Annotated in this window: 23 protein-coding genes and 1 other RNA gene; 12 read left to right on the top strand and 12 right to left on the bottom strand. The window is 64.4% G+C overall.

Going from position 1 to position 25,344, the window contains the following annotated elements:
- The first annotated feature begins 117 nt into the window (after positions 1-117).
- Positions 118-525: a flagellar basal body-associated protein FliL gene (locus BLS75_RS22990; protein ID WP_011064151.1), complete on the top strand. Its 408-nt coding sequence runs from the start codon at positions 118-120 to the stop codon at positions 523-525.
- A 91-nt stretch (positions 526-616) separates the two neighbouring features.
- On the opposite strand, the gene BLS75_RS22985 is transcribed toward BLS75_RS22990, so the two are convergent.
- The 4 genes from BLS75_RS22985 to BLS75_RS22970 form a co-directional block, all read right to left on the bottom strand.
- Positions 617-1,735: an ABC transporter permease gene (locus tag BLS75_RS22985; protein ID WP_072451837.1), complete on the bottom strand. Its 1,119-nt coding sequence runs from the start codon at positions 1,733-1,735 to the stop codon at positions 617-619.
- Entirely contained in the window at positions 1,735-4,461 is a 2,727-nt protein-coding gene (gene rbbA, locus BLS75_RS22980) for a ribosome-associated ATPase/putative transporter RbbA (RefSeq protein ID WP_072451836.1), read from the bottom strand. The genes BLS75_RS22985 and rbbA overlap by 1 nt, the downstream gene beginning before the upstream one ends.
- Complete coding sequence (locus tag BLS75_RS22975; RefSeq protein ID WP_047289875.1) at positions 4,458-5,423, bottom strand: HlyD family secretion protein; 966 nt, start codon at positions 5,421-5,423, stop codon at positions 4,458-4,460. The genes rbbA and BLS75_RS22975 overlap by 4 nt, the downstream gene beginning before the upstream one ends.
- A gap of 187 nt (positions 5,424-5,610) precedes the next feature.
- Positions 5,611-6,060: an EVE domain-containing protein gene (locus BLS75_RS22970; protein WP_072451835.1), complete on the bottom strand. Its 450-nt coding sequence runs from the start codon at positions 6,058-6,060 to the stop codon at positions 5,611-5,613.
- A gap of 196 nt (positions 6,061-6,256) precedes the next feature.
- Here BLS75_RS22970 and BLS75_RS32430 point away from each other — a divergent pair, with 196 nt between their 5' ends.
- Entirely contained in the window at positions 6,257-6,400 is a 144-nt protein-coding gene (locus tag BLS75_RS32430) for a hypothetical protein (protein ID WP_092214979.1), read from the top strand.
- 33 nt (positions 6,401-6,433) lie between these two features.
- On the opposite strand, the gene BLS75_RS22960 is transcribed toward BLS75_RS32430, so the two are convergent.
- The 4 genes from BLS75_RS22960 to BLS75_RS22945 all read right to left on the bottom strand — a co-directional run bounded on the left by BLS75_RS22960 (position 6,434) and on the right by BLS75_RS22945 (position 7,861).
- On the bottom strand, positions 6,434-7,039 hold the full coding sequence (locus BLS75_RS22960) for a 5-formyltetrahydrofolate cyclo-ligase (RefSeq protein ID WP_072451834.1): 606 nt from the start codon (positions 7,037-7,039) through the stop codon (positions 6,434-6,436).
- 90 nt (positions 7,040-7,129) lie between these two features.
- Positions 7,130-7,308: non-coding RNA, 6S RNA (gene ssrS / locus BLS75_RS22955), on the bottom strand.
- 23 nt (positions 7,309-7,331) lie between these two features.
- A complete protein-coding gene (locus tag BLS75_RS22950; RefSeq protein ID WP_011064145.1) occupies positions 7,332-7,655 on the bottom strand; it encodes a cell division protein ZapA in 324 nt (107 codons plus the stop codon).
- The gene (locus tag BLS75_RS22945) at positions 7,652-7,861 is read right to left on the bottom strand and encodes a TIGR02449 family protein (RefSeq protein ID WP_011064144.1); all 210 of its coding nucleotides are present in this window, start codon (positions 7,859-7,861) and stop codon (positions 7,652-7,654) included. Before BLS75_RS22945 ends, BLS75_RS22950 begins: the two co-directional genes overlap by 4 nt.
- A gap of 235 nt (positions 7,862-8,096) precedes the next feature.
- Between BLS75_RS22945 and BLS75_RS22940 the strand changes: the two genes are divergently transcribed.
- The 9 genes from BLS75_RS22940 to gcvH all read left to right on the top strand — a co-directional run bounded on the left by BLS75_RS22940 (position 8,097) and on the right by gcvH (position 17,569).
- Complete coding sequence (locus tag BLS75_RS22940; RefSeq protein ID WP_072451833.1) at positions 8,097-8,654, top strand: YecA/YgfB family protein; 558 nt, start codon at positions 8,097-8,099, stop codon at positions 8,652-8,654.
- Positions 8,655-8,677: 23 nt separating this feature from the next.
- Complete coding sequence (pepP, locus tag BLS75_RS22935) at positions 8,678-10,012, top strand: Xaa-Pro aminopeptidase (RefSeq protein WP_015637430.1); 1,335 nt, start codon at positions 8,678-8,680, stop codon at positions 10,010-10,012.
- The gene (ubiH, locus tag BLS75_RS22930) at positions 10,009-11,196 is read left to right on the top strand and encodes a 2-octaprenyl-6-methoxyphenyl hydroxylase (RefSeq protein ID WP_011064141.1); all 1,188 of its coding nucleotides are present in this window, start codon (positions 10,009-10,011) and stop codon (positions 11,194-11,196) included. The genes pepP and ubiH overlap by 4 nt, the downstream gene beginning before the upstream one ends.
- A complete protein-coding gene (locus tag BLS75_RS22925) occupies positions 11,189-11,674 on the top strand; it encodes a DUF4442 domain-containing protein (protein ID WP_047289868.1) in 486 nt (161 codons plus the stop codon). Before ubiH ends, BLS75_RS22925 begins: the two co-directional genes overlap by 8 nt.
- 9 nt (positions 11,675-11,683) lie before the next feature.
- Positions 11,684-12,901: a 2-octaprenyl-3-methyl-6-methoxy-1,4-benzoquinol hydroxylase gene (locus BLS75_RS22920; protein ID WP_019095409.1), complete on the top strand. Its 1,218-nt coding sequence runs from the start codon at positions 11,684-11,686 to the stop codon at positions 12,899-12,901.
- 136 nt (positions 12,902-13,037) lie between these two features.
- Positions 13,038-14,039, top strand: a complete 1,002-nt coding sequence (locus BLS75_RS22915; RefSeq protein ID WP_011064138.1) for an extracellular solute-binding protein — start codon at positions 13,038-13,040, stop codon at positions 14,037-14,039.
- Positions 14,040-14,279: 240 nt separating this feature from the next.
- Entirely contained in the window at positions 14,280-15,896 is a 1,617-nt protein-coding gene (locus BLS75_RS22910) for an ABC transporter permease (RefSeq protein ID WP_019095408.1), read from the top strand.
- Between the two features lie 154 nt (positions 15,897-16,050).
- Positions 16,051-17,133, top strand: coding sequence for a glycine cleavage system aminomethyltransferase GcvT (gcvT, locus tag BLS75_RS22905; protein WP_011064136.1), 1,083 nt, complete (start codon positions 16,051-16,053; stop codon positions 17,131-17,133).
- Positions 17,134-17,185: 52 nt separating this feature from the next.
- Complete coding sequence (gcvH, locus tag BLS75_RS22900; protein ID WP_011064135.1) at positions 17,186-17,569, top strand: glycine cleavage system protein GcvH; 384 nt, start codon at positions 17,186-17,188, stop codon at positions 17,567-17,569.
- Between the two features lie 59 nt (positions 17,570-17,628).
- Here gcvH and BLS75_RS22895 read toward each other — a convergent pair whose 3' ends face one another.
- Positions 17,629-18,768 carry a DegT/DnrJ/EryC1/StrS family aminotransferase gene (locus tag BLS75_RS22895; protein ID WP_072451967.1) on the bottom strand — a complete coding sequence of 380 codons (1,140 nt, stop codon included), beginning with the start codon at positions 18,766-18,768 and terminating at the stop codon, positions 17,629-17,631.
- A gap of 191 nt (positions 18,769-18,959) precedes the next feature.
- Between BLS75_RS22895 and gcvP the strand changes: the two genes are divergently transcribed.
- Positions 18,960-21,833 carry an aminomethyl-transferring glycine dehydrogenase gene (gene gcvP / locus BLS75_RS22890; protein ID WP_072451832.1) on the top strand — a complete coding sequence of 958 codons (2,874 nt, stop codon included), beginning with the start codon at positions 18,960-18,962 and terminating at the stop codon, positions 21,831-21,833.
- 7 nt (positions 21,834-21,840) lie between these two features.
- Here gcvP and BLS75_RS22885 read toward each other — a convergent pair whose 3' ends face one another.
- The 3 genes from BLS75_RS22885 to BLS75_RS22875 all read right to left on the bottom strand — a co-directional run bounded on the left by BLS75_RS22885 (position 21,841) and on the right by BLS75_RS22875 (position 25,204).
- The gene (locus tag BLS75_RS22885) at positions 21,841-22,773 is read right to left on the bottom strand and encodes a PhlI (protein WP_015637424.1); all 933 of its coding nucleotides are present in this window, start codon (positions 22,771-22,773) and stop codon (positions 21,841-21,843) included.
- Between the two features lie 6 nt (positions 22,774-22,779).
- Entirely contained in the window at positions 22,780-24,045 is a 1,266-nt protein-coding gene (locus tag BLS75_RS22880) for an MFS transporter (protein WP_011064131.1), read from the bottom strand.
- A gap of 109 nt (positions 24,046-24,154) precedes the next feature.
- A complete protein-coding gene (locus BLS75_RS22875; RefSeq protein WP_011064130.1) occupies positions 24,155-25,204 on the bottom strand; it encodes a type III polyketide synthase in 1,050 nt (349 codons plus the stop codon).
- Between the last annotated feature and the right edge of the window lie 140 nt (positions 25,205-25,344).

Raw genomic sequence — 25,344 nt, 5'->3', positions numbered from 1 at the left:
GTGTGAATCAGGCGGTCAACGAGCATGCCCGGTCCTGATGACCAGCCATAAGCTTGTGCTTGGGCTCAGGCGGGCGGGCCTTTATGCTAGGCCGCAAACCGGATTAAGGAGCGAATTGTGAAAGCGTGGATCATGTTGCTGCTGGCCCTCTCCCTGCCCATGGCAGCGATGGCCGAAGAGGCCAAAGAAGGTGAAGCACCGAAAGTCAGCTACATCAGCCTGAACCCACCCTTCGTGGGCAACTACGGCCTGGACGGCGGCCCTAAACTCAAGGTCTACAAGGCCGACGTGGCCCTGCGGGTAACCGGCGACGCCTCGGCCCAGGCGGTCAAGGCCAACGAGCCGCTGATACGCAACCAGTTGGTGGCGCTGTTCGCCCAGCAGACCAGCGACACCATGAATAACGTCGAAGCCAAGGAAAAGCTGCGCCAGGAAGCCCTCAAGCAGGTGCAGCAAGTCATGAACGACGAAACCGGCAAGCCGGTGGTGGAAGACCTGCTGTTCAACAACCTGATCATTCAGTAAGCCTGCCCCCGCTACAGGCGTAGGAGCTGGCTTGCCAGCGAAGGCGTCCCTGCGGCCCTTCGCCGGCAAACCGGCTCCTACGTGGTGTGGGTCATGAAGCCAGGCTCTTGCGAAAGCGCGCCAGGGCGATGGCGAAGAACACCAGGCCGATGGTCGCCAGGGCCAGCAGGTCGGGCCAGACCACACTGACTCCCGCATCGCGGAACAGGATCGCCGCGCTGAGGCTGACGAAGTGCGTCGACGGCGAACCCTGCATCACCCACTGCAGCCACTGCGGCATGCTGTCCAGCGGCGTACTGCCGCCGGACAGCAGCAGCATCGGGATGATCACCGGAATCGCCAGCAGGCCGAACTGTGGGGTCGAGCGGGCCAGGGTGGCGAGGAAGATCCCCAGGGCGGTACTGGCGAACAGATAGAGCGCAGTAACCATCAGGAACAGCGCCATGGACCCCGCCAGCGGCACCCCCAGCACACCCTTGACTATCACCTCCAGCGATACCCAGGTGCACAGCACCACCACCAGCATGTTGCTCCAGACCTTGGCCAGCATGATCTCCAGCGCTGTCAGCGGCAGCACCAGCAGGTGATCGAGAGTGCCGTGCTCGCGTTCGCGCAGCAGCGCGGTGCCGGTGAGCACGATGGCCAGGATGGTGATGTTGTTGACGATCTGGATCACCGCCAGGAACCAGCCGCCCTCCAGGTTGGTATTGAACAGGGCGCGGGTGGTCAGCAGTGCCGGGGCCTTGCTGGCGGCGTCCGCCTGGTTGGCGTAGGTGAGCAGCTCGCGCTGGAAGATCCGGCCGATGTAGCCGGCGCCCATGAAGGCCTGGCTCATGGCGGTGGCATCGACGTTGACCTGTACCGCAGGCTGGCGCCCGGCCAGCAAGTCGCTCTGGAAGTTGGCCGGGACATTGATCACAAAGGTGTACTGGCCGCTGTCCATCACCGAGTCCAGTTGGTCATAGGGCAGCGGCACCGGAGCCTGGAACTCGGGGGGTTGCAGTGCTTCGGCCAGTTGCCGGGAGAGGGCGCTGTGATCTTCGTCCACCAGGGCCACGCTGGCGTTGTGCACGCCGATCACCGAGCCGGCGGCGGGCAGGTAGATGGCCACGGTGAAGGCATACATCAAGAACAGCAGCAGCACGCTGTCGTGGCGCAGGCTGGTGAGCTCCTTCAAGCCCAGGCGCAGGATATGGGCGAGACGATTCATCAGACCTCCTGCTTTTTCAGCATGACCAGGCTGAGCCCGGTGAAACCAAGGAAAAAGCCCACCAGGGCCAGGCACTGGGGCCAGAGTTCGCGCAGGTCCAGGGCCTTGGTGAAGGTGCCGACGGCGATGTCGAGGAAGTAACCGGCGGGAAACAGCTGGCCCATGACCGCCGCCGAGCCTTCCAGGGACGAGCGCGGCACGATCAGCCCGGAAAACTGGATGGTGGGCAGGCTAGTGATGATCATGGTGCCCAGAATCGCTGCGATCTGAGTGCGGGTGAACGCCGAGATCAGCAGCCCCATGCTGGTGGTGGCCAGCACATAGAGCACGCCGCCCAGGGCCAGGGTCAGGCCGCTGCCCTTGAAGGGCACGCCGAACAGCCAGCGGTTCATGGCCACCAGCAGGGCCAGGTTGATCAGGCTGACGGCCAGGTAGGGCGCCTGTTTGCCAAGGAGGAACTCCAGGCGGGTCAGGGGCGTGGCGTAGAAGTTGGTGATCGAGCCCAGCTCCTTTTCGCGGACGATGCCCAGGGCCGTGAGCATCGCCGGAATGAACGCCAGGATCAGCGCCATGACCCCGGGGCCGATGGCATTCACGCTGACCACGTCCTGGTTGTAGCGAAAGCGCGTTTCCAGCATGGCCGCCGGCCTGGTGCTGAGGGCCGGGCTGCTTTGTTCCGCCAGCAGCTCGAGGTTGGCCTGGTGCACGGCCTCGACATAGTTGCGGCTGGTTTCCGCACGAAACGGCATGCCGCCATCCAGCCAGGCCGCCACTGCGGGCTGGCGTCCGGCATAGAGGTCACGGCCAAAGCCGGGAGGAATCTCCAGGGCCAGCTTGATCTCCGAGCGTTGCAGGCGCCGATGCAGTTCGGCGGAGCTGCGGATGGTCGGTTTCTCCTCGAAGTAGCGTGAGCTGCGGAAGGCTTCCAGGTAGGTACGGCTCTGTGGTGTCTGATCCTGGTCGTAGACGGCGAAGGCCAGTTTCTCCACGTCCAGGGAAATGCCATAGCCGAAGATCACCATCATGAAGATCGCCCCCAGCAGGGCGAAGCCCAGGCGCACTTTGTCCCGCAGCAGTTCCTTGCCCTCGCGGCTGGCCACCGCCAGCAGGCGCGCCAGGCTCAGGCCCGAACGCGGGGCGGCTAGGGTGCCGGCAGCGGTGGGAGTAGCCGCCTCCGGTGATGGCGCAGGTGTGTCCGGCGTGCCCTGGGCCTCTTCCAGGCAGCGGACGAAGGCGGCCTCCAGGGTGTCGCCGGCAAACTGTTGCTGCAGCGCCGCCGGGGTGTCGCAGGCCAGTACCTTGCCGGCGTGCATCAGCGAAATGCGGTCGCAGCGCTGGGCCTCGTTCATGAAGTGGGTGGACAGGAAGATGGTCACTCCCTGTTCCCGGGACAGCTCGATCAGCAGGCGCCAGAAGTCGTCTCGGGCCGCCGGGTCGACCCCGGAAGTGGGCTCGTCGAGGATCAGCACTTCCGGGCGGTGTAGCACTGCCACTGCCAGCGACAGGCGCTGGCGCAGGCCCAGAGGCAAGGCGCCGGACTGTTGCTCGGCAATCGCCCCGAGGTCGAAGCGCTGGATCAGTTCCTCGATGCGCGGGCCGCTTTCGGCTTTCGGCAGGTCGAACAGGCGGGCGTGCAGTTCCAGGTTCTGGCGCACGCTGAGCTCGCCATACAGGGAAAAACTCTGGGACATGAAACCGACCCGCTTGCGGGTGGCCAGGTCCTTGGCGTCCACCGGGTTGCCCAACAGCTTGGCGCTGCCCTCGCTGGCGGGCATCAGCCCGGTGAGGACCTTCATGGTGGTGGTCTTGCCGCAGCCGTTGGAACCGAGGAAACCGAAGATCTCCCCGCGGCCGATGGCGAAGCTGACCTTGTTGACCGCGGTGAAGTCGCCGAAGCGCAGGGTCAGCTCATGGGCCTCGATGGCGATGTCCTGGTTGTCGCCGGAACGCGGCGGAATCACCAGGGGCTGGTTGTCATGACCGCTGTCGCCTTGGAAATGGGTGAAGGCGTCGTCCAGCTTGCCGCTGGCGGTGATCTGCGCCAGCTCCTGGCTCAGGCCCTGGGCGATCAACTTGCCCTGGTCGAGCATCAGGCAGTGCTCGAACTGTTCGGCCTCCTCCATGTAGGCGGTTGCCACCAGCAGGGTCAGTTGCGGGCGTTGCCGGCGTACGTCTTCGACCAACTCCCAGAAACGCCGGCGCGACAGGGGGTCGACCCCGGTGGTGGGTTCGTCGAGGATCAGCAGGTCCGGTTCGTGGATCAGCGCACAGCACAGGCCAAGCTTCTGCTTCATCCCGCCGGACAGCTTGCCCGCCGGGCGTTCGGCGAAGCGCAGCAGGTCGGTGGCCAGCAACAGGCTGTGCATGCGCTGTTCGCATTCATCCTTGGGCAGGCCGAACAGGGTGGCGAAGAAGCGGATGTTCTCGCTGATGGACAGCTCGGGATACAGGTTGCCCCCCAGGCCCTGGGGCATGAAGGCGATGCGCGGATAGAGGCTGCTGCGGTGGCGCCGTTGCGAGATCGGTCCGCCGAGCACGTCGAGCTCGCCCTGCTGAAGTTTCTTGACCCCGGCGATCAGCCCCAGAAGGCTCGACTTGCCGGCGCCGTCCGGGCCGATCAAGCCGCAGCGGGTGCCCGCTGGCAGGTTGAAGCTGATGTCGCTCAGGGCCTGCTGTGAACCGTAGCGATGGCTGATGCCGTTCGCTTGCAGCGCCAGGGCGCTCATTGCAGGTTGGCCGGCCAGTCCACGGGAGCGGTGCGCACATAACCGGCGCCGGGCATGCCCGGTTTGGCCTGGGGCACGGCGGCGGGTTGAGTCAGGCGCACCTTGACCCGGAACACCAGCTTCTGGCGCTCGTCCCGGGTTTCCACCTCTTTGGGGGTGAATTGGGACTTGGCCGCGACGAAGCTGATCTTCGCCGGCAGGGGCTGGTTGGGCAGGGCGTCGAGGAGGATCCGCGACTCGTCGCCAACGGTCAGGCGGCCGGTGACCGAAGCCGGCAGGTAGAGGTTCATGTACTGGTCATTGGGGTCGATCAGCAGCAGCACACGGCCGCCGGCGCCCAGCACTTCGCCGGGTTCGGCCAGGCGCAGTTGGATGATGCCGTCGATGGGTGCCCGCAGGCTGCTGTCGTCGATTTCGCTGGTGAGCTGGGCAACCTGGGCCTGGGCGGCGCCGATGGCGGCCTTCACCGCTGCGACCTGGGCCTGGGCCGCCAGGACTGCGGCGTTGCCGGTGTTCAGGCGGGCTTGCTGTTGGTCGATGATCTGCTGGCTGGCGAAGCCGCGCTTGAACAGCTCCTGAGAGCGCTTGAGTTCCTGATTGGCCAGCAGCAGTTCGCTCTGGCGCAACTGCACATTGGCTTCGGCCGCGGACAGGTTCTCTCGGGCGCGCAGGACTTCGGCCTCGGCCTGATTGCGCTGGGCTTCCAGAGTGCGGGTGTCCATGCGTGCCAGCAACTGGCCTTGAAGCACCTTGTCGCCTTCGTTGACCCGCACTTCCGCCAAGCGCCCGGGGATCTTGCTGGCGATCTGCACTTCAGTGGCTTCGAGCCGGCCGTTGCCCATGCTCAGGCCTTCGGGCAGGCGATCCTGAAGGGATTTCCAGTAGCCGAAAGCACCGGCGGCGAGTAACAGAATCAACAGGGAAACAGCAAAAAGGCGGGAGGAACGGTGGTTCGTCGACATGTGTTCTGCGTCCTGCGGCAATAGCGTCCAAGTCTGACGGCTCAAGGCTTTCTACGGCTTGATGCCCGTCAAATGAAAGGGCCAAGCCTAAACCTATTGTTTGCAGGCTGCATGATGATCGGGGCAAAAAAACGTTCGGGCTGGCGCCGTGGACAGATCCGACTCCCGGCGCCAGGGGGCTGGGTGGTCAGCGCAGGGAGAGTACGGCAGCCCATTGTTCGGCGGTGACCGGCATGACCGACAGGCGGCTGCCTTTGTGCACCAGAGGCATTTCGGCGAGCGCTGCCTGCTGCTTGAGGTAGTCCAGGCGCAGCACCTTGGTGAAGGTTTCCACATGGGCCACGTCGATGGCGCTCCAGGCATTCTTTTCGGCACTGGATTTGGGGTCGAAGTAGACGCTGTCCGGCTCCAGGGCGGTGGGGTCCGGATAGGCGGCCTTGATGATCCGGCCGATGCCGGCGATACCCGGTTCCGGGCAGCTGGAGTGGTAGAAGAAGAACTCGTCGCCTACCACCATGGCGCGCAGGAAGTTGCGCGCCTGGTAATTGCGCACCCCGTCCCAACGGGCTTGGCCGAGTTGCTGCAAACCCTGGATCGAGAGTTCGTCGGGCTCGGATTTCATCAGCCAATAGGCCATCTTTCTTACCCTCCAAAGGGTGATTGGGCAGGTTGTCGGGCAATTTTATGACAAACCGACGGTCGGTTGACGTCAGCATTTGCGTGTCGGTTCACGTTATCGCAGAATGCCGGGATTTTAAGCTTGACGCTGCTGCATGGCCTGTTATGGAAACCATGCCTGGAGCGTGTGTGATTTGCCTGAGGGGGGGCAATCGATGAAACGCCAACCGGATTTACTATGGATTTTGGTTATTTTGTTCGGTTTGGGCGTTGTGACCACCGGTTATGCGCAGAGCTTATGGGCCAGCAAGACCGATGCCCCCATCGAAATCGCACAACAGCAGCCTTTCAAGCGCTGAACCCGCTCGGGTGCCGCTGATCGAACGCGGCACCTATCGAGCGAAGTACCACCCCCGATCCGTCACCGTACCGTGCAAGGGTACATCCCAACTGGCCTGGTCCAGCTTTCCGACTTTCTGACATTCATGGGCCAGCCCCAGCAGCTTCGGCTTGCGCCAGTTCTGGCGCCGCGCAAGGTAGGCCAGGCTGCGGTCATAAAAGCCGCCACCCATCCCCAGGCGTCCACCTTCTTCATCAAAGCCAACCAGGGGCAGCAGCACCAGGTCCAGGGCCCAGACCTTGCGTTGCCGCGCGCAATTGACCCGGGGCTCGAGAATGCGAAAACGATTGGGCCGCAGCGTTTCTCCCGGGAGGACGCGCTGGAAAACCATCTTGGTCCGGGGCCAGGCGCTGAGCACCGGCAGGTAGGTGGCCTTGCCCCGGCGCTGGGCGGCACGCAGCAGCAGGCGCGGGTCTATTTCACCGTCGGTGGGCAGATACAGGGACAGGTGCCGTGCCCGACGAAACACCGGGTCCTGAGCCAGTTGGCGGTACAGGCCAAGGGCTGCCCGGCGTTGCTCGGCAGGGCTCAGGGCGCGACGGGCCTTGCGCAGCATGCGGCGAAGTTGCGGGCGGGAAAGCGGCGCAGGTTCGGTCATGAAAGAGGCTATGAGAAGGTCGGATTTGGCAGAACAGCCTACCCGGAAAAACCAATGCCAGCATGGATAACTGGCATTGGCTGAAAATTCAGGCTCCCCAGGCGAACCGCTGTCGACTTAGCCCTTGAACCCGAAAGTTCAAGGCGGAAGATGCAGCAGGCTTTAAGGCTTTCCGTCTAGCGGACATGCACACCAGCCCAACGTGCAACTTCCAGGGTAGTGCGAATCGGCTCAGGGACATCGCCAACTGGCAAGCACCCCAGGGAGTGGCGGGAGTATACCGCAACCGTTGTCAGGAATCAGCTTTGCTTGTGTCCGAATCGGTGGCCAGAACCAGGTCAACACGCTCCAGCAGATCCCTCACCTGTTCCCGGGTGGTGGCGCTGGCCTGCACATCCGGACGCTCCTGGCGGTGCAGCAGGTCGTGGGTGATGTTCAGGGCGGCCATGACCGCGATGCGATCGGCGCCGATGACTTTGCCGCTGCTGCGGATCTCGCGCATCTTGCCGTCCAGGTAACGGGCGGCGCTCACCAGATTGCTGCGCTCTTCCTGGGGGCAGATGATCGAATACTCTTTGTCGAGGATCTGCACGGTAACGCTATTGCTTGAACTCATGAGTCTTGCTCCAGGGCCTTGAGGCGCGAAATCATCGATTCGACCTTACGCCGGGCGATTTCGTTTTTTTCAATGAGGTGCGCGCGTTCCTCGCGCCAGGTCTTTTCCTGAGCTAATAAGAGTGCGTTTTGACTCTTTAGTTGCTCAACCCGGGTAATAAGCAGTTCGAGTCTGGCCATCAGTGCGTGCAGGTCGGTGTCTTCCATTGTGTCCCACTGAAGTTGGTCTGATGAGTGGCAACTGGCTGGGCAGTGCCTCAATGGCCTGAGCAGTCGTGGCGCATCTGGCGTTGTCCGGTCGGCAATCTGTCTGTCGCCCGAGGCCCTGCGGGCCACTGTAACGGGGCGCAAAGCACAACGCGGCGCTGGCAATGAATGATGACACGCCCTACGATACAAGGCCTTCATTCTAGACATTGCGCCGCTTGGCGCCTAGCTGCCCATGCCCATTCAGAATTCCCCGTACAACGCTTTCGCCACCCTGCTCAGCAGCAGCGGTCATCCTGTTTCTCCTGCCGAGCTGCACGGCCTGTTGCTGGGTCGCAGCTGCGCCGGCGCCGGCTTCGAAGTCGACGGCTGGCTGGTGGACGCCACCGAACTGCTCGAAGGCGAGCCGCAAGACAACGTGCGCAGCGCCCTGATCGGCCTGCAGGAGATGGTCAAGGGCGAGCTCACCAGCGATGACATGACCGTGGTCCTGCTGCTGCCCAGCGACGACGCACCCCTGGCCGAGCGTGCCGCTGCCCTGGGCCAGTGGTGCCAGGGTTTCCTCGCCGGTTTCGGCCTCAACTCCCGCGACAGCAGTGCCCTGAGCGTCGAGGCCACGGAAGTGTTGCAGGACCTGGCAGCCATTGCTCAGGTCCAGGACGCGCTGGAGGAATCCGATGACGGTGAAAGCGACTACATGGAAGTGATGGAGTACCTGCGGGTTGCGCCTCTGCTGCTGTTCACCGAGACCAACAAGACCGTTGCGCCGGCTGCCAAGCCTTCTCTGCACTGACTGACAGGGAACTGCGTCCGCCCATGATTCATATCCCGAAAGCGGAATACAGCCGTCGCCGCAAGGCGCTCATGGCGCAGATGGAGCCCAACAGCATCGCGATCCTGCCGGCAGCGGCCGTGGCCATTCGCAATCGCGATGTGGAGCACGTCTATCGCCAGGACAGCGATTTCCAGTACCTCAGCGGGTTTCCCGAGCCCCAGGCGGTGATCGTGCTGATCCCCGGCCGGGAGCACGGCGAGTACGTGCTGTTCTGTCGCGAGCGCAACCCGGAGCGCGAACTCTGGGACGGATTGCGGGCCGGCCAGGAGGGCGCGATTCGCGACTACGGTGCCGATGACGCATTTCCCATCACCGATATCGACGACATCCTGCCGGGCTTGATCGAAGGCCGCGACCGGGTTTACTCGGCCATGGGCAGCAACCCCGAATTCGATCGTCACCTGATGGACTGGATCAACGTGATCCGCTCTAAAGCGCACCTCGGCGCCCAGCCGCCGAACGAATTCGTTGCCCTGGATCATCTGCTGCACGACATGCGCCTGTATAAATCGGCGGCAGAAGTGAAGGTGATGCGCGAGGCCGCACGGATCTCCGCCCAGGCCCATATCCGCGCAATGCAGGCCAGCCGTCCCGGGTTGCATGAGTTCAGCCTGGAAGCCGAGCTGGATTACGAATTCCGCAAGGGCGGGGCGAAGATGCCGGCCTATGGCTCGATCGTCGCGGCGGGCCGCAACAGCTGCATCCTGCATTACCAGCAGAATGACGCCGTGCTCAAGGACGGTGACCTGGTGCTGATCGACGCCGGTTGCGAGATCGACTGCTATGCCAGCGATATCACCCGCACCTGGCCGGTCAACGGCAAGTTTTCGCCGGAGCAGAAGGCGATCTACGAACTGGTGCTGGCTTCCCAGGAAGCGGCCTTTGCCCAGATCGCCCCGAACAAGCACTGGAACCAGGCTCATGAGGCGACGGTCCAGGTGATCACCGCCGGCCTGGTGCAACTGGGCCTGCTGGAAGGCGATGTGGACCAGCTGATTGCCAGCGAGGCCTACAAGACGTTCTACATGCACCGTGCCGGACACTGGCTGGGCATGGATGTACACGACGTCGGCGAGTACCGGGTCGGCGGCGAGTGGCGGGTGTTGGAGGTCGGCATGGCGCTGACCGTGGAGCCGGGCATCTACATATCCCCGGACAACCAGCAGGTAGCGAAGAAGTGGCGCGGCATCGGCGTGCGCATCGAGGACGACGTGGTAGTGACCAAGCAGGGCTGTGAAATTCTGACAGGTGGCGTGCCCAAGAGCGTGGCCGAGATCGAGGCCTTGATGGCCGCTGCGCGGACCCAGGCGTCATGAGCCGGGTCAATCTGGCCATCATCGGTGGCGGTCTGGTAGGCGCGAGCCTGGCCCTGGCGCTGCAGGCCGGGGCCAAGGCCCGGGGCTGGAAGATCGTGCTGATCGAGCCCTTCGCCCCGGGCGACAGTTTCCAGCCCAGCTACGATGCCCGCTCCTCGGCCCTGTCCTTTGGCGCCCGGCAGATCTACCAGCGCCTGGGGCTGTGGCAGGCGATCTCCCGGCGGGCCGAGCCGATCAAGCAGATTCACGTGTCCGACCGTGGACGGTTCTCCACCGCGCGCCTGTCGGCCATGGAAGAAGGGGTGCCGGCCCTGGGCTATGTGGTGGAAAACGCCTGGCTCGGCCAATGCCTGTGGCAAGGGCTGGACAAGGACGTGATCAGCTGGCGCTGCCCGGCCGAAGTCACCCGTCTGGAGCCCCTGGCAGGCGGCTATCGCCTGACCCTGAACGACGAAACCACCCTGGAATGCGATCTCGCCGTGCTGGCCGACGGCGGCCGCTCCGGCCTGCGCGAACAACTGGGCATCGGGGTCAAGAACCGCCCCTATAACCAGAGTGCGCTGATTGCCAACATCACCCCCAGCGAAGCCCACAACGGCATGGCCTTCGAGCGCTTCACCGACGATGGCCCAATGGCCTTGCTGCCGCTGCCGGATAATCGCTGTGCACTGATCTGGACCCGCCAGGGCATGGATGCACAGCGTCTGGCCGACCTGGACGAGCGCAGCTTCCTCAGTGAATTGCAGGGCGTGTTCGGCTACCGCCTGGGAACCCTGAAACAAGTCGGCGCCCGCCACCTCTACCCGCTGTCCCTGGTGGAAGCCGAGGAACAGGTGCGCCCCCACTTGGTGGTGCTGGGCAATGCGGCCCACAGCCTGCATCCGATCGCCGGCCAGGGCTTCAACCTGTCGCTGCGCGATGCCCAGGCCCTGGCGGACGCCTTGTTGGCCAGCGAAGCGCTGCCGGGGGATTTTGCCGTGCTGCAGGCCTACCGCGAACGTCAGCGCCTGGACCAGAACCTGACCGTGGGCTTCTCCGATCAGGTCACCCGGCTGTTCGGCAGCAAACTGCCGCTGCTGTCCGTGGGGCGCAACCTGGGCCTGCTCGGCCTGGACCTGCTGCCACCGGCCAAACGCTGGTTCGCTCGCCAGGCCATGGGCCTGGGCACTCGCCCGGATGCGTGACTGGCTGACCCGGCGGTTCGGCAAGGCCCGCCTGTTGCGCTGGGTGTTGAACCTGTACCCGCCCTACCTCGGGGCTGGCGTGCGGGTTCGGCACATCAGTGCGGATTTCCGTGACGTCCAGGTCTGCATGGGCCTGGGCTGGTACAACCGCAACTATGTCGGCACCCAGTTCGGCGGCAGCCTGTATTCCATGGTGGACCCGTTCTTCATGCTGATGCTGATGGAGAACCTGGGTCCCGGCTACATCGTCTGGGACAAGGCCGCGACCATCGATTTCATCGCCCCGGGCAGAGGGCCGGTGTTTGCCCGGCTCAGCATCGACCAGGCGCTGCTCGACGATGTTCGCCAGCAGACCGCAACGGGCGAGAAGTACCTGCCGCAGTGGCAGGTAGAGATTCATGACGGCTCCGGCACCCTGGTGGCGCGGGTCGATAAAACCCTTTATGTGCGGCTCAAGCCGCCAGTGAGACAGGCCTAAAGCATGGAAATGCGCGCAGATGTGCTGATTGTCGGAGCCGGAATGGTCGGCAGTGCCTTGGCGTTGGCGTTGCAGGGCAGCGGCCTGGAAGTGCTGCTGCTCGATGGCGGTTCCTTGAGTGTCAAACCCTTTGATGACCAGGCGCCGTTCGAGCCTCGGGTCAGTGCCTTGTCGGCGGCCAGCCAGCGCATCCTGGAGCGCCTGGGCGCCTGGGACGGCATTGCCCGGCGCCGTAGCAGCCCCTACTGCGACATGCAGGTCTGGGACGGCAGCGGCACCGGGCAGATCCACTTCTCGGCGTCCAGCGTGCATGCCGAGGTGCTGGGCCATATCGTCGAGAACCGGGTGGTGCAGGACGCCTTGCTCGAACGCCTGCATGAATGCGATATCGGCCTGCTGGCCAATGCCCGTCTGGAGCAGATGCGCCGCTCCGGCGACGACTGGCTGCTGACCCTGGCGGATGGCCGGCAACTGCGTGCGCCGCTGGTGATCGCTGCCGATGGCGCCAACTCGGCCGTGCGCCGGCTCACCGGTTGTACCACTCGCGAGTGGGATTACCTGCATCACGCCATCGTCACCAGCGTGCGCAGCAGCCAGCCTCATCAATTGACCGCCTGGCAGCGCTTCACCGATACCGGCCCGCTGGCCTTCCTGCCCCTGGTGCGGGACGGGCAGCATGATTGGTGTTCGATTGTCTGGTCGACCACCCCGAGTGAGGCCGAGCGCCTGATGGCGCTGGACGACGAGAGTTTCTGCGCTGAACTGGAGCGCGCCTTCGAAGGCCGCCTGGGTTCGGTGATCAGCGCCGACCCGCGGCTCTGCGTGCCATTGCGCCAACGCCATGCCAAGCGCTACGTGGCCGAAGGCCTGGCGCTGATCGGCGACGCCGCCCACACCATCCACCCGTTGGCGGGGCAGGGGGTCAACCTGGGCTTCCTCGATGCCGCCGTGCTGGCCGAAGTGCTGCTGCAAGCGGCCAGCCGCGGTGAGCGCCTGGCCGAGGTCAAGGTGCTGAGCCGCTTCGAGCGCCGGCGCATGCCCCACAATCTGGCGCTGATGGCGGCCATGGAGGGCTTCGAGCGGCTGTTCCAGGCCGACCCGTTGCCCATGCGCTGGCTGCGCAACACCGGCCTCAAGGTGATCGACCAGATGCCCGAGGCCAAGGCCCTGTTCGTGCGCCAGGCCCTGGGCCTGAGCGGCGACTTGCCGGAACTGGCCAGAGCCTAGGCGCCGGCTTGCTGGCCAAGCGTCGCGAGGACGAGCCTACGCAACATCTGGTAACTCCTCAGCGCCGGGTTCGGTTGAGATGGCAAATGGGAGTCCTTATCATTTCGCCTCACTTTGAAATCGAGAGACCGCTCCCATGTTGGCACCGAAGCGTCTACTGACCGCCCTGGCCCTCACACTCATCGGTGGCACCGCCTACGCCGCCGATGAAGTCGTGGTCTACTCCTCGCGTATCGATGAGCTGATCAAGCCGGTGTTCGATGCCTACACCCAGAAGACCGGGGTGAAGATCAAGTTCATCACCGACAAGGAAGCGCCGCTGATGCAGCGGATCAAGGCCGAGGGCGAGAACGCCACCGCCGACCTGCTGCTCACCGTGGATGCCGGCAACCTCTGGCAGGCCGAGCAGATGGGCATCCTGCAGCCGTTCACCTCCAAGGTCATCGACAGCAACATTCCCCTGCAATACCGCTCCTCCAACCACGCCTGGACCGGCCTGAGCCTGCGGGCGCGGACCCTGGCCTACTCCACCGACCGGGTCAAACCTTCAGAACTGACCACCTATGAAGCCCTGGCGGACAAGCAGTGGGAAGGCCGCCTGTGCCTGCGCACGGCGAAGAAGGTCTACAACCAGTCGCTGACTGCCACGCTGATCGAGACCCACGGTGCCGAGAAGACCGAAGAGATCATCAAGGGCTGGGTCAACAACCTGTCTACCGATGTGTTCTCCGACGACATCGCGGTGCTCGAGGCGATCAACGCCGGGCAATGCGACGTCGGCATCGTCAACACCTACTACTACGGCCGCCTGCACAAGCAGAAACCGAACCTGGCGGTGAAGCTGTTCTGGCCGAACCAGGGCGATCGCGGGGTGCACGTCAACCTGTCGGGCATCGGCCTGACCAAACACGCACCGCACCCGGAAGCGGCCAAGGCCCTGGTGGAATGGATGACCACGCCTGAGGCGCAGAAGATCTTTGCCGACGTCAACCAGGAGTTCCCGGCCAACCCGGCGGTAGCGCCTTCTGCGGAAGTGGCCAGCTGGGGCAAGTTCGTAGCCGACACCCTGCCGGTTGAAATCGCCGGCAAGCGCCAGGCCGAAGCCATTCGCCTGATGGACCGCGCTGGCTGGAACTGAGCCTGCCGTTATACTGCGCCCCGCTTTTGCGGGGCGTTTTCTTTAGCGGCTGGGCTTTTGTGGCGAGGGAGCTGGCTCCCGTTCCACCGCGCAGCGGTGGCCAGCCCTGAATACGTGATTCAACTGGCGTAACCTGGTTGCAGCCGTTGGGGCGGCCATGGCGCCCAGCGGGTGCCGCTCCCTGGCCCCACGCGTTTTGCGCAAGTATTTTTGTCTGTTCCACCTGCCCGAGAGTTTTTTGTGGCCCATCCCGCTCAACGTCGCTGGTATCCCCTGGTCTTTGCCGTAGCGGCCCTGGTCCTTTTGCCGCTGAGCGTGCTGCTGTTGTCCTGGCAGGCCGTCGACCAACAGATCTGGTCCCACCTGTGGGACACGCAAATGCCGCGGCTGTTGGGCAATACCCTGACCCTGGTGCTCGGGGTGGGCGTTGGCGTCACGCTGCTGGGCGTGAGCCTGGCCTGGCTCACCAGTCTCTGCGAGTTTCCCGGACGGCGCTGGCTGGACTGGGCCTTGATGCTGCCCTTTGCGATCCCGGCCTATGTGCTGGCTTTCGTCTTTGTCGGCCTGCTGGATTTTTCCGGGCCGGTGCAAAGCCTGCTGCGGGAATGGTTCGGCAGCGGCCTGCGACTGCCGCGGGTACGTTCCACCGGTGGGGTGATCCTGGTGCTGGTGCTGGTGTTCTATCCCTATGTCTACCTGCTGGCGCGCAACGCCTTCCTGGCCCAGGGCAAGGGGTTGATGGAAGCCGCACGGGTCCTCGGGCAATCGCCCTGGCAGGCATTCTGGCGGGTGGCGCTGCCCATGGCGCGGCCGGCCATCGGCGCCGGGGTGGCCCTGGCGCTGATGGAAACCCTGGCGGATTTCGGTGCGGTGTCGGTGTTCAACTTCGATACCTTCACCACCGCTATCTACAAGACCTGGTACGGCTTCTTCAGCCTTTCCAGCGCCGCCCAGCTGGCCAGCCTGCTGCTGCTGGCGGTGATGCTGGTGCTGTACGGCGAGCGCCGCGCCCGTGGCGCCAGCCGTACCGGTAACGAACGGCCCCGGGGCAAGGCGCTGTACCACTTGCGCGGGCTCAAGGCGTTGGCGGCCACGGGCTGGTGCCTGCTGGTATTCGCCTGTGCCTTCGTGATTCCGCTGCTGCAGTTGCTGGCGTGGTTCTGGCAGCGCGGGCGCTTCGACCTGGATGAGCGGTATGCCGGCTTGATCATCCACACCTTGTACCTGGGCGGCATGGCGGCGCTGATCACTGTCAGTGTGGCTCTGCTCCTGGCCTTTGCCCGACGCCTGGCGCCGACCCGGGGCATCCGCGCCGGGGTCAGCCTGGCCAACCTGGGCTACGCCTTGCCCGGCTCGGTACTGGCGGTATCGATCATGCTGGCCTTCAGTTACCTGGATCGCGAGCTGGTGATCCCGCTGTCCGGCTGGTTGGGCGGGGCCGGCAAGCCGCTGCTGCTGGGCAGCCTGTCCGCCTTGCTGCTGGCCTATCTGGTGCGTTTTATCGCCGTGGCCTACGGGCCGCTGGAAAACAGCCTGGAGCGGATCCGCCCGTCGCTCCCCGAAGCGGCGCGCAGCCTGGGGGTCGCTGGCCCGCGACTGTTTTTCAAAGTGTATCTGCCGTTGTTGCTGCCCGGGACCTTGAGTGCCGCCTTGCTGGTGTTCGTCGATGTGCTCAAGGAAATGCCCGCCACCTTGCTGATGCGCCCGTTTGGCTGGGACACGCTGGCGGTGCGGATCTTCGAGATGACCAGTGAAGGGGAGTGGGCCCGGGCCTCGCTGCCGGCACTGACCCTGGTGCTGGTGGGCCTGCTGCCGGTGATTGGCCTGATCCGCCGCTCGGCCCATCGAATCGGTTAGGTGCCAGCCTTGCACCTTGCAGCTACAATGCGCGGCATTCGGTGCGGCCTGTTGTTTGGCCGGGACGCTGAAATCGGCTGAAAGCCATCTATTTCAAGGCTTTCACACCAACAGCGCCAGTCCGCACCCTCGCCACGCCCGGAAGGAGAAACCCATGGGACAGCGTACGCCTCTGTATGACCTGCATCTCGCCCTCGGCGCGAAAATGGTCGATTTTGGCGGTTGGGATATGCCCTTGCATTACGGCTCGCAGGTCGAGGAGCACCATCAGGTGCGACGTGATTGCGGTGTGTTCGATGTATCCCACATGACCGTGATCGATGTCAGCGGTACCCAGGCCAAGGCCTGGCTCCAGCGGTTGCTGGCCAATGATGTCGAACGCCTGCACAACCCCGGCCAGGCTCTGTACAGCACCATGCTCAATGAACGGGGCGGCATCGTTGACGACATGATCGTCTATCGCCTCGAAGACGCTTATCGCCTGGCGCTCAATGCCGCCACCCGTGATCAGGACCTGGCCTGGATGCAGGCGCAGCTGGGGGATTTCCAGGTGCAGCTGCACGAGCGCCCGGAGCTGGCGATGCTGGCGATCCAGGGCCCTCAGGCGCGGCACAAGATTGCCGAGCTGGTGACCCAGTCCCGCGGCACCCTGATCCAGCAGCTCAAGCCATTCGAAGCCGGCTTTGACGGCGACTGGTTCATTGCCCGGACCGGCTACACCGGCGAGGACGGTCTGGAGATCGTCCTCCCTGCCGACCAGGCCCCGGCCTTCTTCAACGACCTGGTGGGGGCGGGGATCTCGCCCATCGGCCTGGGCGCCCGGGACACCCTGCGCCTGGAGGCCGGCATGAACCTCTATGGCCAGGACATCCATCAGGATGTCTCGCCCCTGGCGGCGAACATGGCCTGGAGCATTGCCTGGGAACCGGCGTCACGTCAGTTCATCGGTCGCAGTGCCCTGGAAGCCGAACGGGCGGCCGGGGTGAAGCAGAAACTGGTGGGCCTGGTGCTCGAAGAACGCGGGGTTTTACGCGCGCATCAGGTGGTTCGCATCGCCGATGTTGGCGAAGGTGAGATCACCAGTGGTAGTTTCTCCCCTACGCTGAGTAAATCGATCGCACTGGCGCGGGTGCCGATGGCCACCGCCGACCGTGCCGAAGTGGAAATCCGCGGCAAGTGGTACCCGGTCCGGGTGGTCAAACCCACCTTCGTGCGCCACGGCAAAACCCTGATCTAACTATTTCCAGCAGGCATTGCGCTGCTGACACTTCTTCTTGAGGACACAGAACATGAGCGATATCCCTGCCCACCTGCGTTTTGCCGACAGTCACGAATGGGCCCGCCTGGAAGCCGACGGCAGCGTGACCGTAGGTATTAGCGACCACGCTCAGGAAGCCCTGGGCGATGTGGTTTTCGTCGAGCTGACTGAAGTCGGCAACGTGTTTGGCGCAGGGGACCAGGCCGGTGTGGTGGAGTCGGTGAAAGCCGCTTCCGACATCTATGCGCCGGTGGCCGGTGAAGTGATTGCGGTCAACGAAGAGCTGAGCGCCAGCCCCGAGCTGCTCAACAGCGACCCGTACGGTGCCTGGATCTTCAAGCTCAAGCCAAGCAACCCGGGCGATCTGGACAAGCTGCTGGACGCCGCCGGCTACAAGGCCGCCATCGGCGAGTAAGCCGTTCTCGCCGGCGCGTCCGCCCCGTTTGCGCAGGGCGGGCTTGCTGGCGAAGGCTCTTAAGCCTGCAACACCTCTTTCACCGCCGCCACCGCGCGTTCCACGTCGGCCTTGCTCATGGCGGTGAACATCGGCAACGAGACGATCAGCCGACCGACCCGTTCCGCTACCGGGAACATCCCCTCCTTGAAGCCGCGCTCGCGGTACAGGCTCAGCAAATGAATCGGCGGGTAGTGATAGCCGATGCCAATCCCGCGTTCCTGCATCTGCTCCATGAAGGTGGCGCGGGCCGGCTTGCCATCCTTGCGCTCTGGCAGTATCAGCTGGAACAGGTGCCAGTTGCTGTTGGTGAAGTCCGCCGGCGGTAGCTGGGCGCCATAGCGGGCCTCGAAATCGCTGCCAAAACATTCGAAGTAGTGCCGGGCCAGCTCACGGCGATGGGCGGTGATCGCCTCGATATGGGCGAACTGCCCCAGGCCGATGGCGGCCGCCACGTCGGTCATGTTGAACTTGCCGCCAAGCACATCCACATCCAGGCCGTCGAAGCCGTTGCGGGTCACGCCTTGCAGGCGATACTTCTCGGCCAGGCGCACCTCTTCTGGCGTGTTGAGCACCAGGCAGCCGCCCTCGGACGAAGTGACGTTCTTGTTGGCCTGGAAGCTGAAGGACACGAAGTCGCCACCGGCACCGATGCGCTGGCCGTTCCAGCTGGAGCCCAGGGCCTGGGCGGCATCTTCCACTACCCGCAGGCCGTGCTTGTTGGCCAGGGCGTAGAGGCGGCTCATGTCCACCGGCAGCCCGGCCAGGTACACCGGGATAATGGCCTTGGTGCGCGGGGTGATGGCGGCTTCGACCTGGGCCAGGTCGATATTGCGGGTGACCGGGTCGATATCGGCGAACACCGGCGTGGCCCCGACTTCGAGGATGACGTTGGCGGTGGCCACCCAGGAAATCGGCGTGGTGATGACTTCATCACCGGCACCGATGCCGGCAATGCGCAAGGCGATCTCCATGGTGCAGGTGCCGGAGTTGAAGGTGCGTACCGTGCGCCCGCCGAAAAACTCCGAGAGCTGGGCTTCGAAGGCCTGGACCTTGGGGCCGCTGGTGATCCAGCCTGAACGCAGGACTTCGCCGACAGCGGCGATGGTGGGTTCATCGATGGTGGGTTTGGAGAACGGCAGGAAAGGCAGTTGGCTCATGACGATGGGACACCCGATAAGCGGACGATAGGGGCACAGGTTGCGATGCGCCGGGGCTGGCGCGTTGACGTCGAGCATGATGGTACCGATTGCCCCGGGACGCCAGAGCATCGACGCGGGAAATCGACTGCTATGCTGCTTGGCACCCTGTTGCAGCGACGCTGAGCGCCGTTTATCGGAGAGAGCCGGTCATGTCCCAGTTGCTATCTTTGAGCCAGTTACGCGAGCCCAACGCTTTTCTCAACCGGCACCTGGGGCCCGACGCCGAGGAGCAGCAAGCGATGCTCGCCAGCCTCGGGCTGGGCAGCCGGGCCGAACTGATCGAGCAGACGGTGCCGCCGGGAATCCGCTTCAACCGTGCACTGGACCTGCCGCCGGCCCTGGACGAAGCGGCCGCCCTGGCCAGGCTCAAGGGTTATGCCGGGCAGAACCAGGTCTGGACCAGCCTGATCGGCATGGGTTACCACGCCACCCTGACGCCGACGGTGATCCTGCGCAACGTGCTGGAGAACCCCGGCTGGTACACCGCCTATACCCCCTACCAGCCGGAAATCGCCCAGGGCCGGCTCGAAGCCTTGTTGAATTTCCAGCAGATGACCATCGACCTCACCGGCCTGGACCTGGCCAACGCCTCGTTGCTGGACGAAGCCACCGCTGCCGCCGAAGCCATGGCCCTGGCCAAGCGCGTGAGCAAGTCTTCGAGCAACCTGTTCTTTGTCGATGAACACTGCCACCCGCAAACCATTTCCGTGGTCCGCACCCGGGCCGAAGGCTTCGGTTTCGAGCTGGTGGTCGGCGGGGTCGACGAATTGTCCGGGCACCAGGTGTTCGGCGCGTTGCTGCAGTACCCGGACACCCATGGCGAGATCCGCGACCTGCGGCCGCTGATCGACCAGTTGCACGCCCAGCAGGCCCTGGCCTGTGTCGCGGCCGACCTGCTCAGCCTGTTGTTGCTGACCCCGCCGGGCGAACTGGGGGCCGACGTGGTGCTCGGTTCGTCCCAGCGCTTCGGCGTGCCCATGGGCTACGGCGGCCCCCATGCGGCGTTTTTCGCCTGCCGCGACGAGTACAAGCGCGCGATGCCCGGGCGCATCATCGGCGTGTCCAAGGATGCCCGCGGCCAGGTGGCCCTGCGCATGGCCTTGCAGACTCGCGAGCAGCATATCCGTCGCGAGAAGGCCAACTCGAACATCTGTACCGCTCAGGTGCTGCTGGCCAATATTGCTGGTTTCTACGCCGTCTATCACGGCCCGGCCGGGCTCAAGCGCATTGCCCAGCGGGTACACCGGCTGACCTGCATCCTCGCGGTCGGCCTGGAGCGCCACGGCATTGCCAGGGTCAATCGGCACTTCTTCGACACCCTGACCCTGGAGGTCGGCGGCAGCCAGACGGCGATCATCGAAACTGCCAGGGCGCAGCAGATCAACCTGCGGATTCTCGGTCGTGGCCGGCTGGGGCTGAGCCTGGATGAAACCTGTGATGAAAGCACCGTGGCCCGTTTGTTCGACGTGTTCCTGGGTGCCGACCACGGGCTGGATGTCAGCAGCCTGGACGCCGAGGCGCTGGAGTCGGGGATTCCCGACCCGCTGCTGCGACGCACGCGCTACCTGACCCACCCGGTGTTCAGTGCCCATCACAGCGAAACCGAAATGTTGCGCTACCTCAAGCAGCTGGAGAACAAGGACCTGGCGCTCAACCAGTCGATGATTCCCCTGGGCTCCTGCACCATGAAGCTCAATGCCAGCAGCGAGATGATCCCCATCACCTGGCCGGAATTCGCCAATCTGCATCCCTTCGCACCCCGGGAGCAGGCTGCCGGCTATGGCCTGCTGATCGCAGAGCTGGAGCGTTGGCTGTGCGCCATCACCGGTTTCGACGCCATCTGCATGCAGCCCAACTCCGGGGCCCAGGGCGAGTACGCCGGGCTGCTGGCGATTCGTCGCTACCACGAGAGCCGCCGGCAAGGCGGCCGGCATGTCTGCCTGATCCCGGCGTCGGCCCACGGCACCAATCCGGCCTCGGCGCAGATGGCCGGGATGCAGGTGGTGATCGTCGAGTGCGACGAGGCCGGCAACGTCGACCTGGAAGATTTGAAGGCCAAGGCCCAGGCGGCCGGCGAGCGCCTGTCGTGCCTGATGGCTACCTACCCTTCGACCCATGGCGTGTACGAAGAGGGCATCAGCCAGATCTGCGAAGTTATCCACAGCCACGGCGGCCAGGTGTACATGGACGGTGCCAACCTCAACGCCCAGGTAGGCCTGGCCCGGCCGGCGGACATTGGCGCCGATGTCTCGCACATGAACCTGCACAAGACCTTCTGCATTCCCCATGGCGGCGGTGGCCCGGGCATGGGGCCGATTGGCGTGCGCGCGCACCTGGCGCCGTTTGTCGCCAACCACCCGGTGGTGCCCATCGACGGGCCGTTACCGGGGAACGGCGCCGTCAGCGCAGCGCCCTGGGGCAGTGCGAGCATCCTGCCCATCAGCTGGATGTACATCGCCCTGATGGGGCCGCAGCTGGCGGATGCCAGCGAGGTGGCGATCCTTGCGGCCAACTATCTGGCCGAGCAATTGAGCGGTGCCTTCCCGGTGCTCTACAGCGGCCGCAACGGCCGGGTGGCCCACGAATGCATCCTCGATCTGCGCCCGCTCAAGGCCCAGACCGGGATCAGCGAGGAAGACGTGGCCAAGCGCTTGATGGACTACGGCTTCCATGCCCCGACCATGTCCTTCCCGGTGCCGGGCACCCTGATGGTGGAACCCACGGAAAGCGAATCCAAGGCCGAACTCGACCGTTTTATCGAAGCCATGCTGAGCATCCGCGCCGAGATCGCCCAGGTGCAGGAGGGCAACTGGCCGGCCGAGGACAACCCGCTCAAGGGCGCTCCCCATACCCTGGCGGATATCACCGGAGTCTGGGAGCGCTCCTACAGTATCGAACAGGCGGTGCTGCCCACCGCCCATACCCGGGCCCACAAGTACTGGCCGGCGGTGAACCGGGTGGACAACGTCTATGGCGACCGCAACCTGTTCTGCGCCTGCGTGCCGCTGGCGGACTACCGCTGAACGGGCCTCAGTAGTGGTGGCGCGTCCGCGCCGGCTGGCTGCCGTGGCTACTGGCACGGGCAGGTTGGGTTTCCAGGGGATAGAGGTGTAGCAATTCTTCCTCGATCACCTGGTTGCTCAGGCCCAGTTCCAGCTCCGGGCAGTCCAGGTCCAGCCAGTCACCGTGCTGCAACTGCAGGTCGCTCTCGCGCCGGCTGGCGCTGTGGAACACATAGTGGACCATGCCCGGTTGCAGGAACTGTTCGTGCTGTTCGAGGAAGGCCTGGGAGTATTTGCGAATAGCCCACCAGTTCTGCTGGTCGAGGCGATAGCTGCGTTGCGGCAACGGCGTGCCCTGGCGTTCGACCCGGACATTGAGTGACAGGCTGTTCTGCAGTTCGCCGAGGATCAGCGCCGGGGCGATGGCGCACTGGCGCAACCGCGATTGCGCGCAGGAACTGGCGTCCTGATGGCTCAGCAACGGGTCGTGAATGTCGTGGCCGAGGCTGAAGCCGACAAAGCGCAACTGGCCGAAGGGGTCCACCAGGTACACGCACACCACCCCGGGCTGGCTGGAAATGCTCTGGGCGTGGTACGGAATCATCAGCGGCTCGCCGTCGGTCTTCAGCAGGCTGCCATTGCCCTTGTAGAACCAGCCCTGGCGGGTGTGCGGAGTGTTCAGGGTGACTTCGCTGACCTGCACCAGCAGGTTGTCCCGAGGCTTGAGCGGTGGGCGCAACGGGCCTTGCTGGGGGCCGTCCGCGGGCAGTTGCGGGTGGGGCGCGAGGCTGCGCAGGTGTTCGCTCCAGCCCAGATGGCGACGGCTGCAGAACAGCAGGGTCTCGTACAGCCCGCCGTGTTCGGAATAGGCCCGCACGCTGCGGCCATTGTGAAAGTCGAACAGCCCTATGGCGCGCTGGTCCTTGTGGCAGACATCCAGCAACAGCAGGTAATCGTCCATGATTCTCTAGTCCTTCAGGGGCAAGGGGGCGGGGAGGATGGGCAGCGCTTCGCGCACGCGCGAACGGCGCGGTTCAAGGGCCTGTTCCTTGAGCAGGAATGACAGCAGCAAGCCGGCCAGGCTGCCGCTCAGGGCCACGTACAGGATCGATGGCAGGCCGAAATGGCTGGCGGCGAACCCGGCCACGGCCGGTGACAACCCGCCACCCAGGATCTCGCCGAACCCCACCACGATTCCGGTCGCCGTCGGCAGCAGGGCCGGGGTGACCGATTCGCTGGTCAAAGGGCCGACCGTCATGCAGATCAGGCTGAAGTTGAAGAACGACAGCAGGAACAGCAGCAGGAACAGCAGCCAGGGAAGGGGCGGGCTGACGATCAGCAGGCCCACCAGGGTGCTGCTGGTCATGAAGCACACCGACACCACCGGCTTGCGCCCGAGACGGTCGGACATGCCGGGGATGATCAATTGGCCGATGAAGCCGCCCACGCCGATGGCCGAGATGACGAAGGCCATGGACAGGGTTTCCAGGTGCATATGGTCGGTCAGGTAGCTGGGCAGCATGGCGCAGAGGACGAACTGGCAGGTGAGTATGCAGAACATGATCAGGATGTTCAGGCTCACGTTGCCGCTCTTGAAAGCCGCCAGCCAGGTGCCTGCGGTGCGGTCGGCCTGGGGCGCCGGCAGCGGTCGGTAGATTTTCCACAGGTAGCCGGCCAGCAGCAGGCCCGGCAGGGAAATGATGGCGAACACCGCGCGCCACGAGCCAGTGATTTGCAGGAGGTAAGCGGCGATCAGCGGCCCCAGGCACAGGCCGAGAATCGGGAACAGCGCCTGCTGGATACCCAGGTTCAGCCCGCGCCGGTCGGGGCGCGAGACTTCATTGGTGACAATGATGCTGGTGGGGGTGAAGGCACCCTCGCAGATGCCCATCAGCCCGCGCAGAATCACCAGCCCCAGCACGCCGGTGGCCAGCGCGGAAAAACCGGACAGCAGCGAAAGCACGGCAATCGAGGTCACCAGCACGCGGCGGGTGCCCAGGCGCTCGATCACGCTGCCCATGCCCAGGGCGGACAGCCCCCAGGTGAAGGCCAGCGCGGCGGACAGGTAGCCCAGGTCCTGATAGTCCAGTTGCAGGTCGTGCATGATCACCGGAAACAGCGGCAGGATGATGAAGCGATCCAGCCCCACCAGCCCGAAACTCAGTGACAGCAACAGCACCATGGATCTTTCGTAACGGCTGTTGGCAGCCGTGGTTGGCATTCCAGTGTTCATCGCTCAGCTTCCTTGTGAAACCATGAACCCGGCGCAAGCGCCGTGGGAGGCCACCCGACGTTGCCATGCAGCCCGGCAACGTCAGGTGGGACAGGCACAGGCAGTCACATCAGGCGGTCCACTCGCCCACCGCCATTTCCGCGGTGAACCCCGGGCCGAAGGCCGCCAGCAGGCCGATGTCGCCGCGATTGAGGTTGGAATCGAACTGCCGCTTGAGCACGTCGAACACCACCACGCTGGCAATGTTGCCGGCTTCCGACAGGCTGCTGCGCGATTGCGAGACCCGGTTGGATGCCAGGTCCAGGTGCATCACCAGCTCGTCGAGGATCTTGCGACCACCGGTGTGGAAGATGAAGAAGTCGTTGTGCGCACAGTTCTGCTCGAAGCTCTCGTAGTTGAGCCGCTCCATGACCGGTGCCACGTCCTTGATGGAGTTCATCACCGCCTTGTCGAGGGTGAAGTGAAAGCCGGTGTCCTTCACGTCGTACTTGATGTAGTGCTCGCTCTTGGGCAGGAAGTACGACTCGGTCTTCTTGATCTTGAAGCCGCCGGCCTGGTCATCGGCGCGCAGCACGCAGGCGGATACCGCATCGCCGAACAGCGCCGCGGAGATGAAGGCGTGCAGCTTGGTGTCGTCCGGCTGGTAGCACAGCGAGGAGAATTCCAGGGACACGATCAGTACGTGGTTGCGGGCATCGAGCCGGGCGAAGTCGTTGGCGCGGTTGATGGCCGCGGCACCGGCCACGCAGCCCAGCTGGGCGATCGGCAACTGCACGGTGGAGGTCGGCAGGGCCAGGTCGTTGATCAGGTGCGCGGTCAGCGACGGCATCATGAAGCCGGTGCAGGAAGTGACGATCACCATGCGAATGTCACTGATCTGCAGCCCGGCATTCTCGATGGCCTGGCGCGCCGCGGCCGACGACATCTGCCGGGCTTCACGCTCGTAGACGATGCTGCGGTGGGTGAAACCGGTGTGCACTGCCAGTTCGTCGATCGGCAACACCAAATGGCGCTCGTTGACTTCGGTGTTGGCGATCATGCGCTTGGCCAGGGCCATGCGTGGATGGTCGGCGTGCAGGTTTTCCAGGTGATCGACCATCTGTTGCTGGGTGATCTTGTGTTGCGGAAACATGACGTGTGGAAGGCAAAGTGTAGACATGATGGGTCCTTGGCTTTAAGTAAGCCAACAAGTTAAGGGGTGGGGATAGTCCCCGTTTATAGGCACAGGAATCTGTAGGCCCTAAAGGAAATCAGGGCCTTAAGGCAACTTCGGGGCGTGAAGTTGCCGTTGATGTAACT

It is taken from the genome of Pseudomonas sp. NFPP12, assembly GCF_900103205.1.
GTDB lineage: Bacteria > Pseudomonadota > Gammaproteobacteria > Pseudomonadales > Pseudomonadaceae > Aquipseudomonas > Aquipseudomonas protegens.
The sequence above is the reverse complement of the archived record's forward strand: the minus strand, read 5'-3'. Positions and strand labels throughout refer to the sequence as shown.

Excerpts from the sequence above, each read along its gene's own strand:
- BLS75_RS22985 (WP_072451837.1), bottom strand. The coding sequence starts at position 1,735 with ATGAATCGTCTCGCCCATATCCTGCGCCTGGGCTTGAAGGAGCTCACC.
- rbbA (WP_072451836.1), bottom strand. The coding sequence starts at position 4,461 with ATGAGCGCCCTGGCGCTGCAAGCGAACGGCATCAGCCATCGCTACGGT.
- BLS75_RS22975 (WP_047289875.1), bottom strand. The coding sequence starts at position 5,423 with ATGTCGACGAACCACCGTTCCTCCCGCCTTTTTGCTGTTTCCCTGTTG.
- BLS75_RS22970 (WP_072451835.1), bottom strand. The coding sequence starts at position 6,060 with ATGGCCTATTGGCTGATGAAATCCGAGCCCGACGAACTCTCGATCCAG.
- BLS75_RS32430 (WP_092214979.1), top strand. The coding sequence starts at position 6,257 with ATGAAACGCCAACCGGATTTACTATGGATTTTGGTTATTTTGTTCGGT.
- BLS75_RS22960 (WP_072451834.1), bottom strand. The coding sequence starts at position 7,039 with ATGACCGAACCTGCGCCGCTTTCCCGCCCGCAACTTCGCCGCATGCTG.
- BLS75_RS22950 (WP_011064145.1), bottom strand. The coding sequence starts at position 7,655 with ATGAGTTCAAGCAATAGCGTTACCGTGCAGATCCTCGACAAAGAGTAT.
- BLS75_RS22945 (WP_011064144.1), bottom strand. The coding sequence starts at position 7,861 with ATGGAAGACACCGACCTGCACGCACTGATGGCCAGACTCGAACTGCTT.
- BLS75_RS22940 (WP_072451833.1), top strand. The coding sequence starts at position 8,097 with ATGCCCATTCAGAATTCCCCGTACAACGCTTTCGCCACCCTGCTCAGC.
- pepP (WP_015637430.1), top strand. The coding sequence starts at position 8,678 with ATGATTCATATCCCGAAAGCGGAATACAGCCGTCGCCGCAAGGCGCTC.
- ubiH (WP_011064141.1), top strand. The coding sequence starts at position 10,009 with ATGAGCCGGGTCAATCTGGCCATCATCGGTGGCGGTCTGGTAGGCGCG.
- BLS75_RS22925 (WP_047289868.1), top strand. The coding sequence starts at position 11,189 with ATGCGTGACTGGCTGACCCGGCGGTTCGGCAAGGCCCGCCTGTTGCGC.
- BLS75_RS22920 (WP_019095409.1), top strand. The coding sequence starts at position 11,684 with ATGCGCGCAGATGTGCTGATTGTCGGAGCCGGAATGGTCGGCAGTGCC.
- BLS75_RS22915 (WP_011064138.1), top strand. The coding sequence starts at position 13,038 with ATGTTGGCACCGAAGCGTCTACTGACCGCCCTGGCCCTCACACTCATC.
- gcvT (WP_011064136.1), top strand. The coding sequence starts at position 16,051 with ATGGGACAGCGTACGCCTCTGTATGACCTGCATCTCGCCCTCGGCGCG.
- gcvH (WP_011064135.1), top strand. The coding sequence starts at position 17,186 with ATGAGCGATATCCCTGCCCACCTGCGTTTTGCCGACAGTCACGAATGG.
- BLS75_RS22895 (WP_072451967.1), bottom strand. The coding sequence starts at position 18,768 with ATGAGCCAACTGCCTTTCCTGCCGTTCTCCAAACCCACCATCGATGAA.
- gcvP (WP_072451832.1), top strand. The coding sequence starts at position 18,960 with ATGTCCCAGTTGCTATCTTTGAGCCAGTTACGCGAGCCCAACGCTTTT.
- BLS75_RS22885 (WP_015637424.1), bottom strand. The coding sequence starts at position 22,773 with ATGGACGATTACCTGCTGTTGCTGGATGTCTGCCACAAGGACCAGCGC.
- BLS75_RS22880 (WP_011064131.1), bottom strand. The coding sequence starts at position 24,045 with ATGAACACTGGAATGCCAACCACGGCTGCCAACAGCCGTTACGAAAGA.
- BLS75_RS22875 (WP_011064130.1), bottom strand. The coding sequence starts at position 25,204 with ATGTCTACACTTTGCCTTCCACACGTCATGTTTCCGCAACACAAGATC.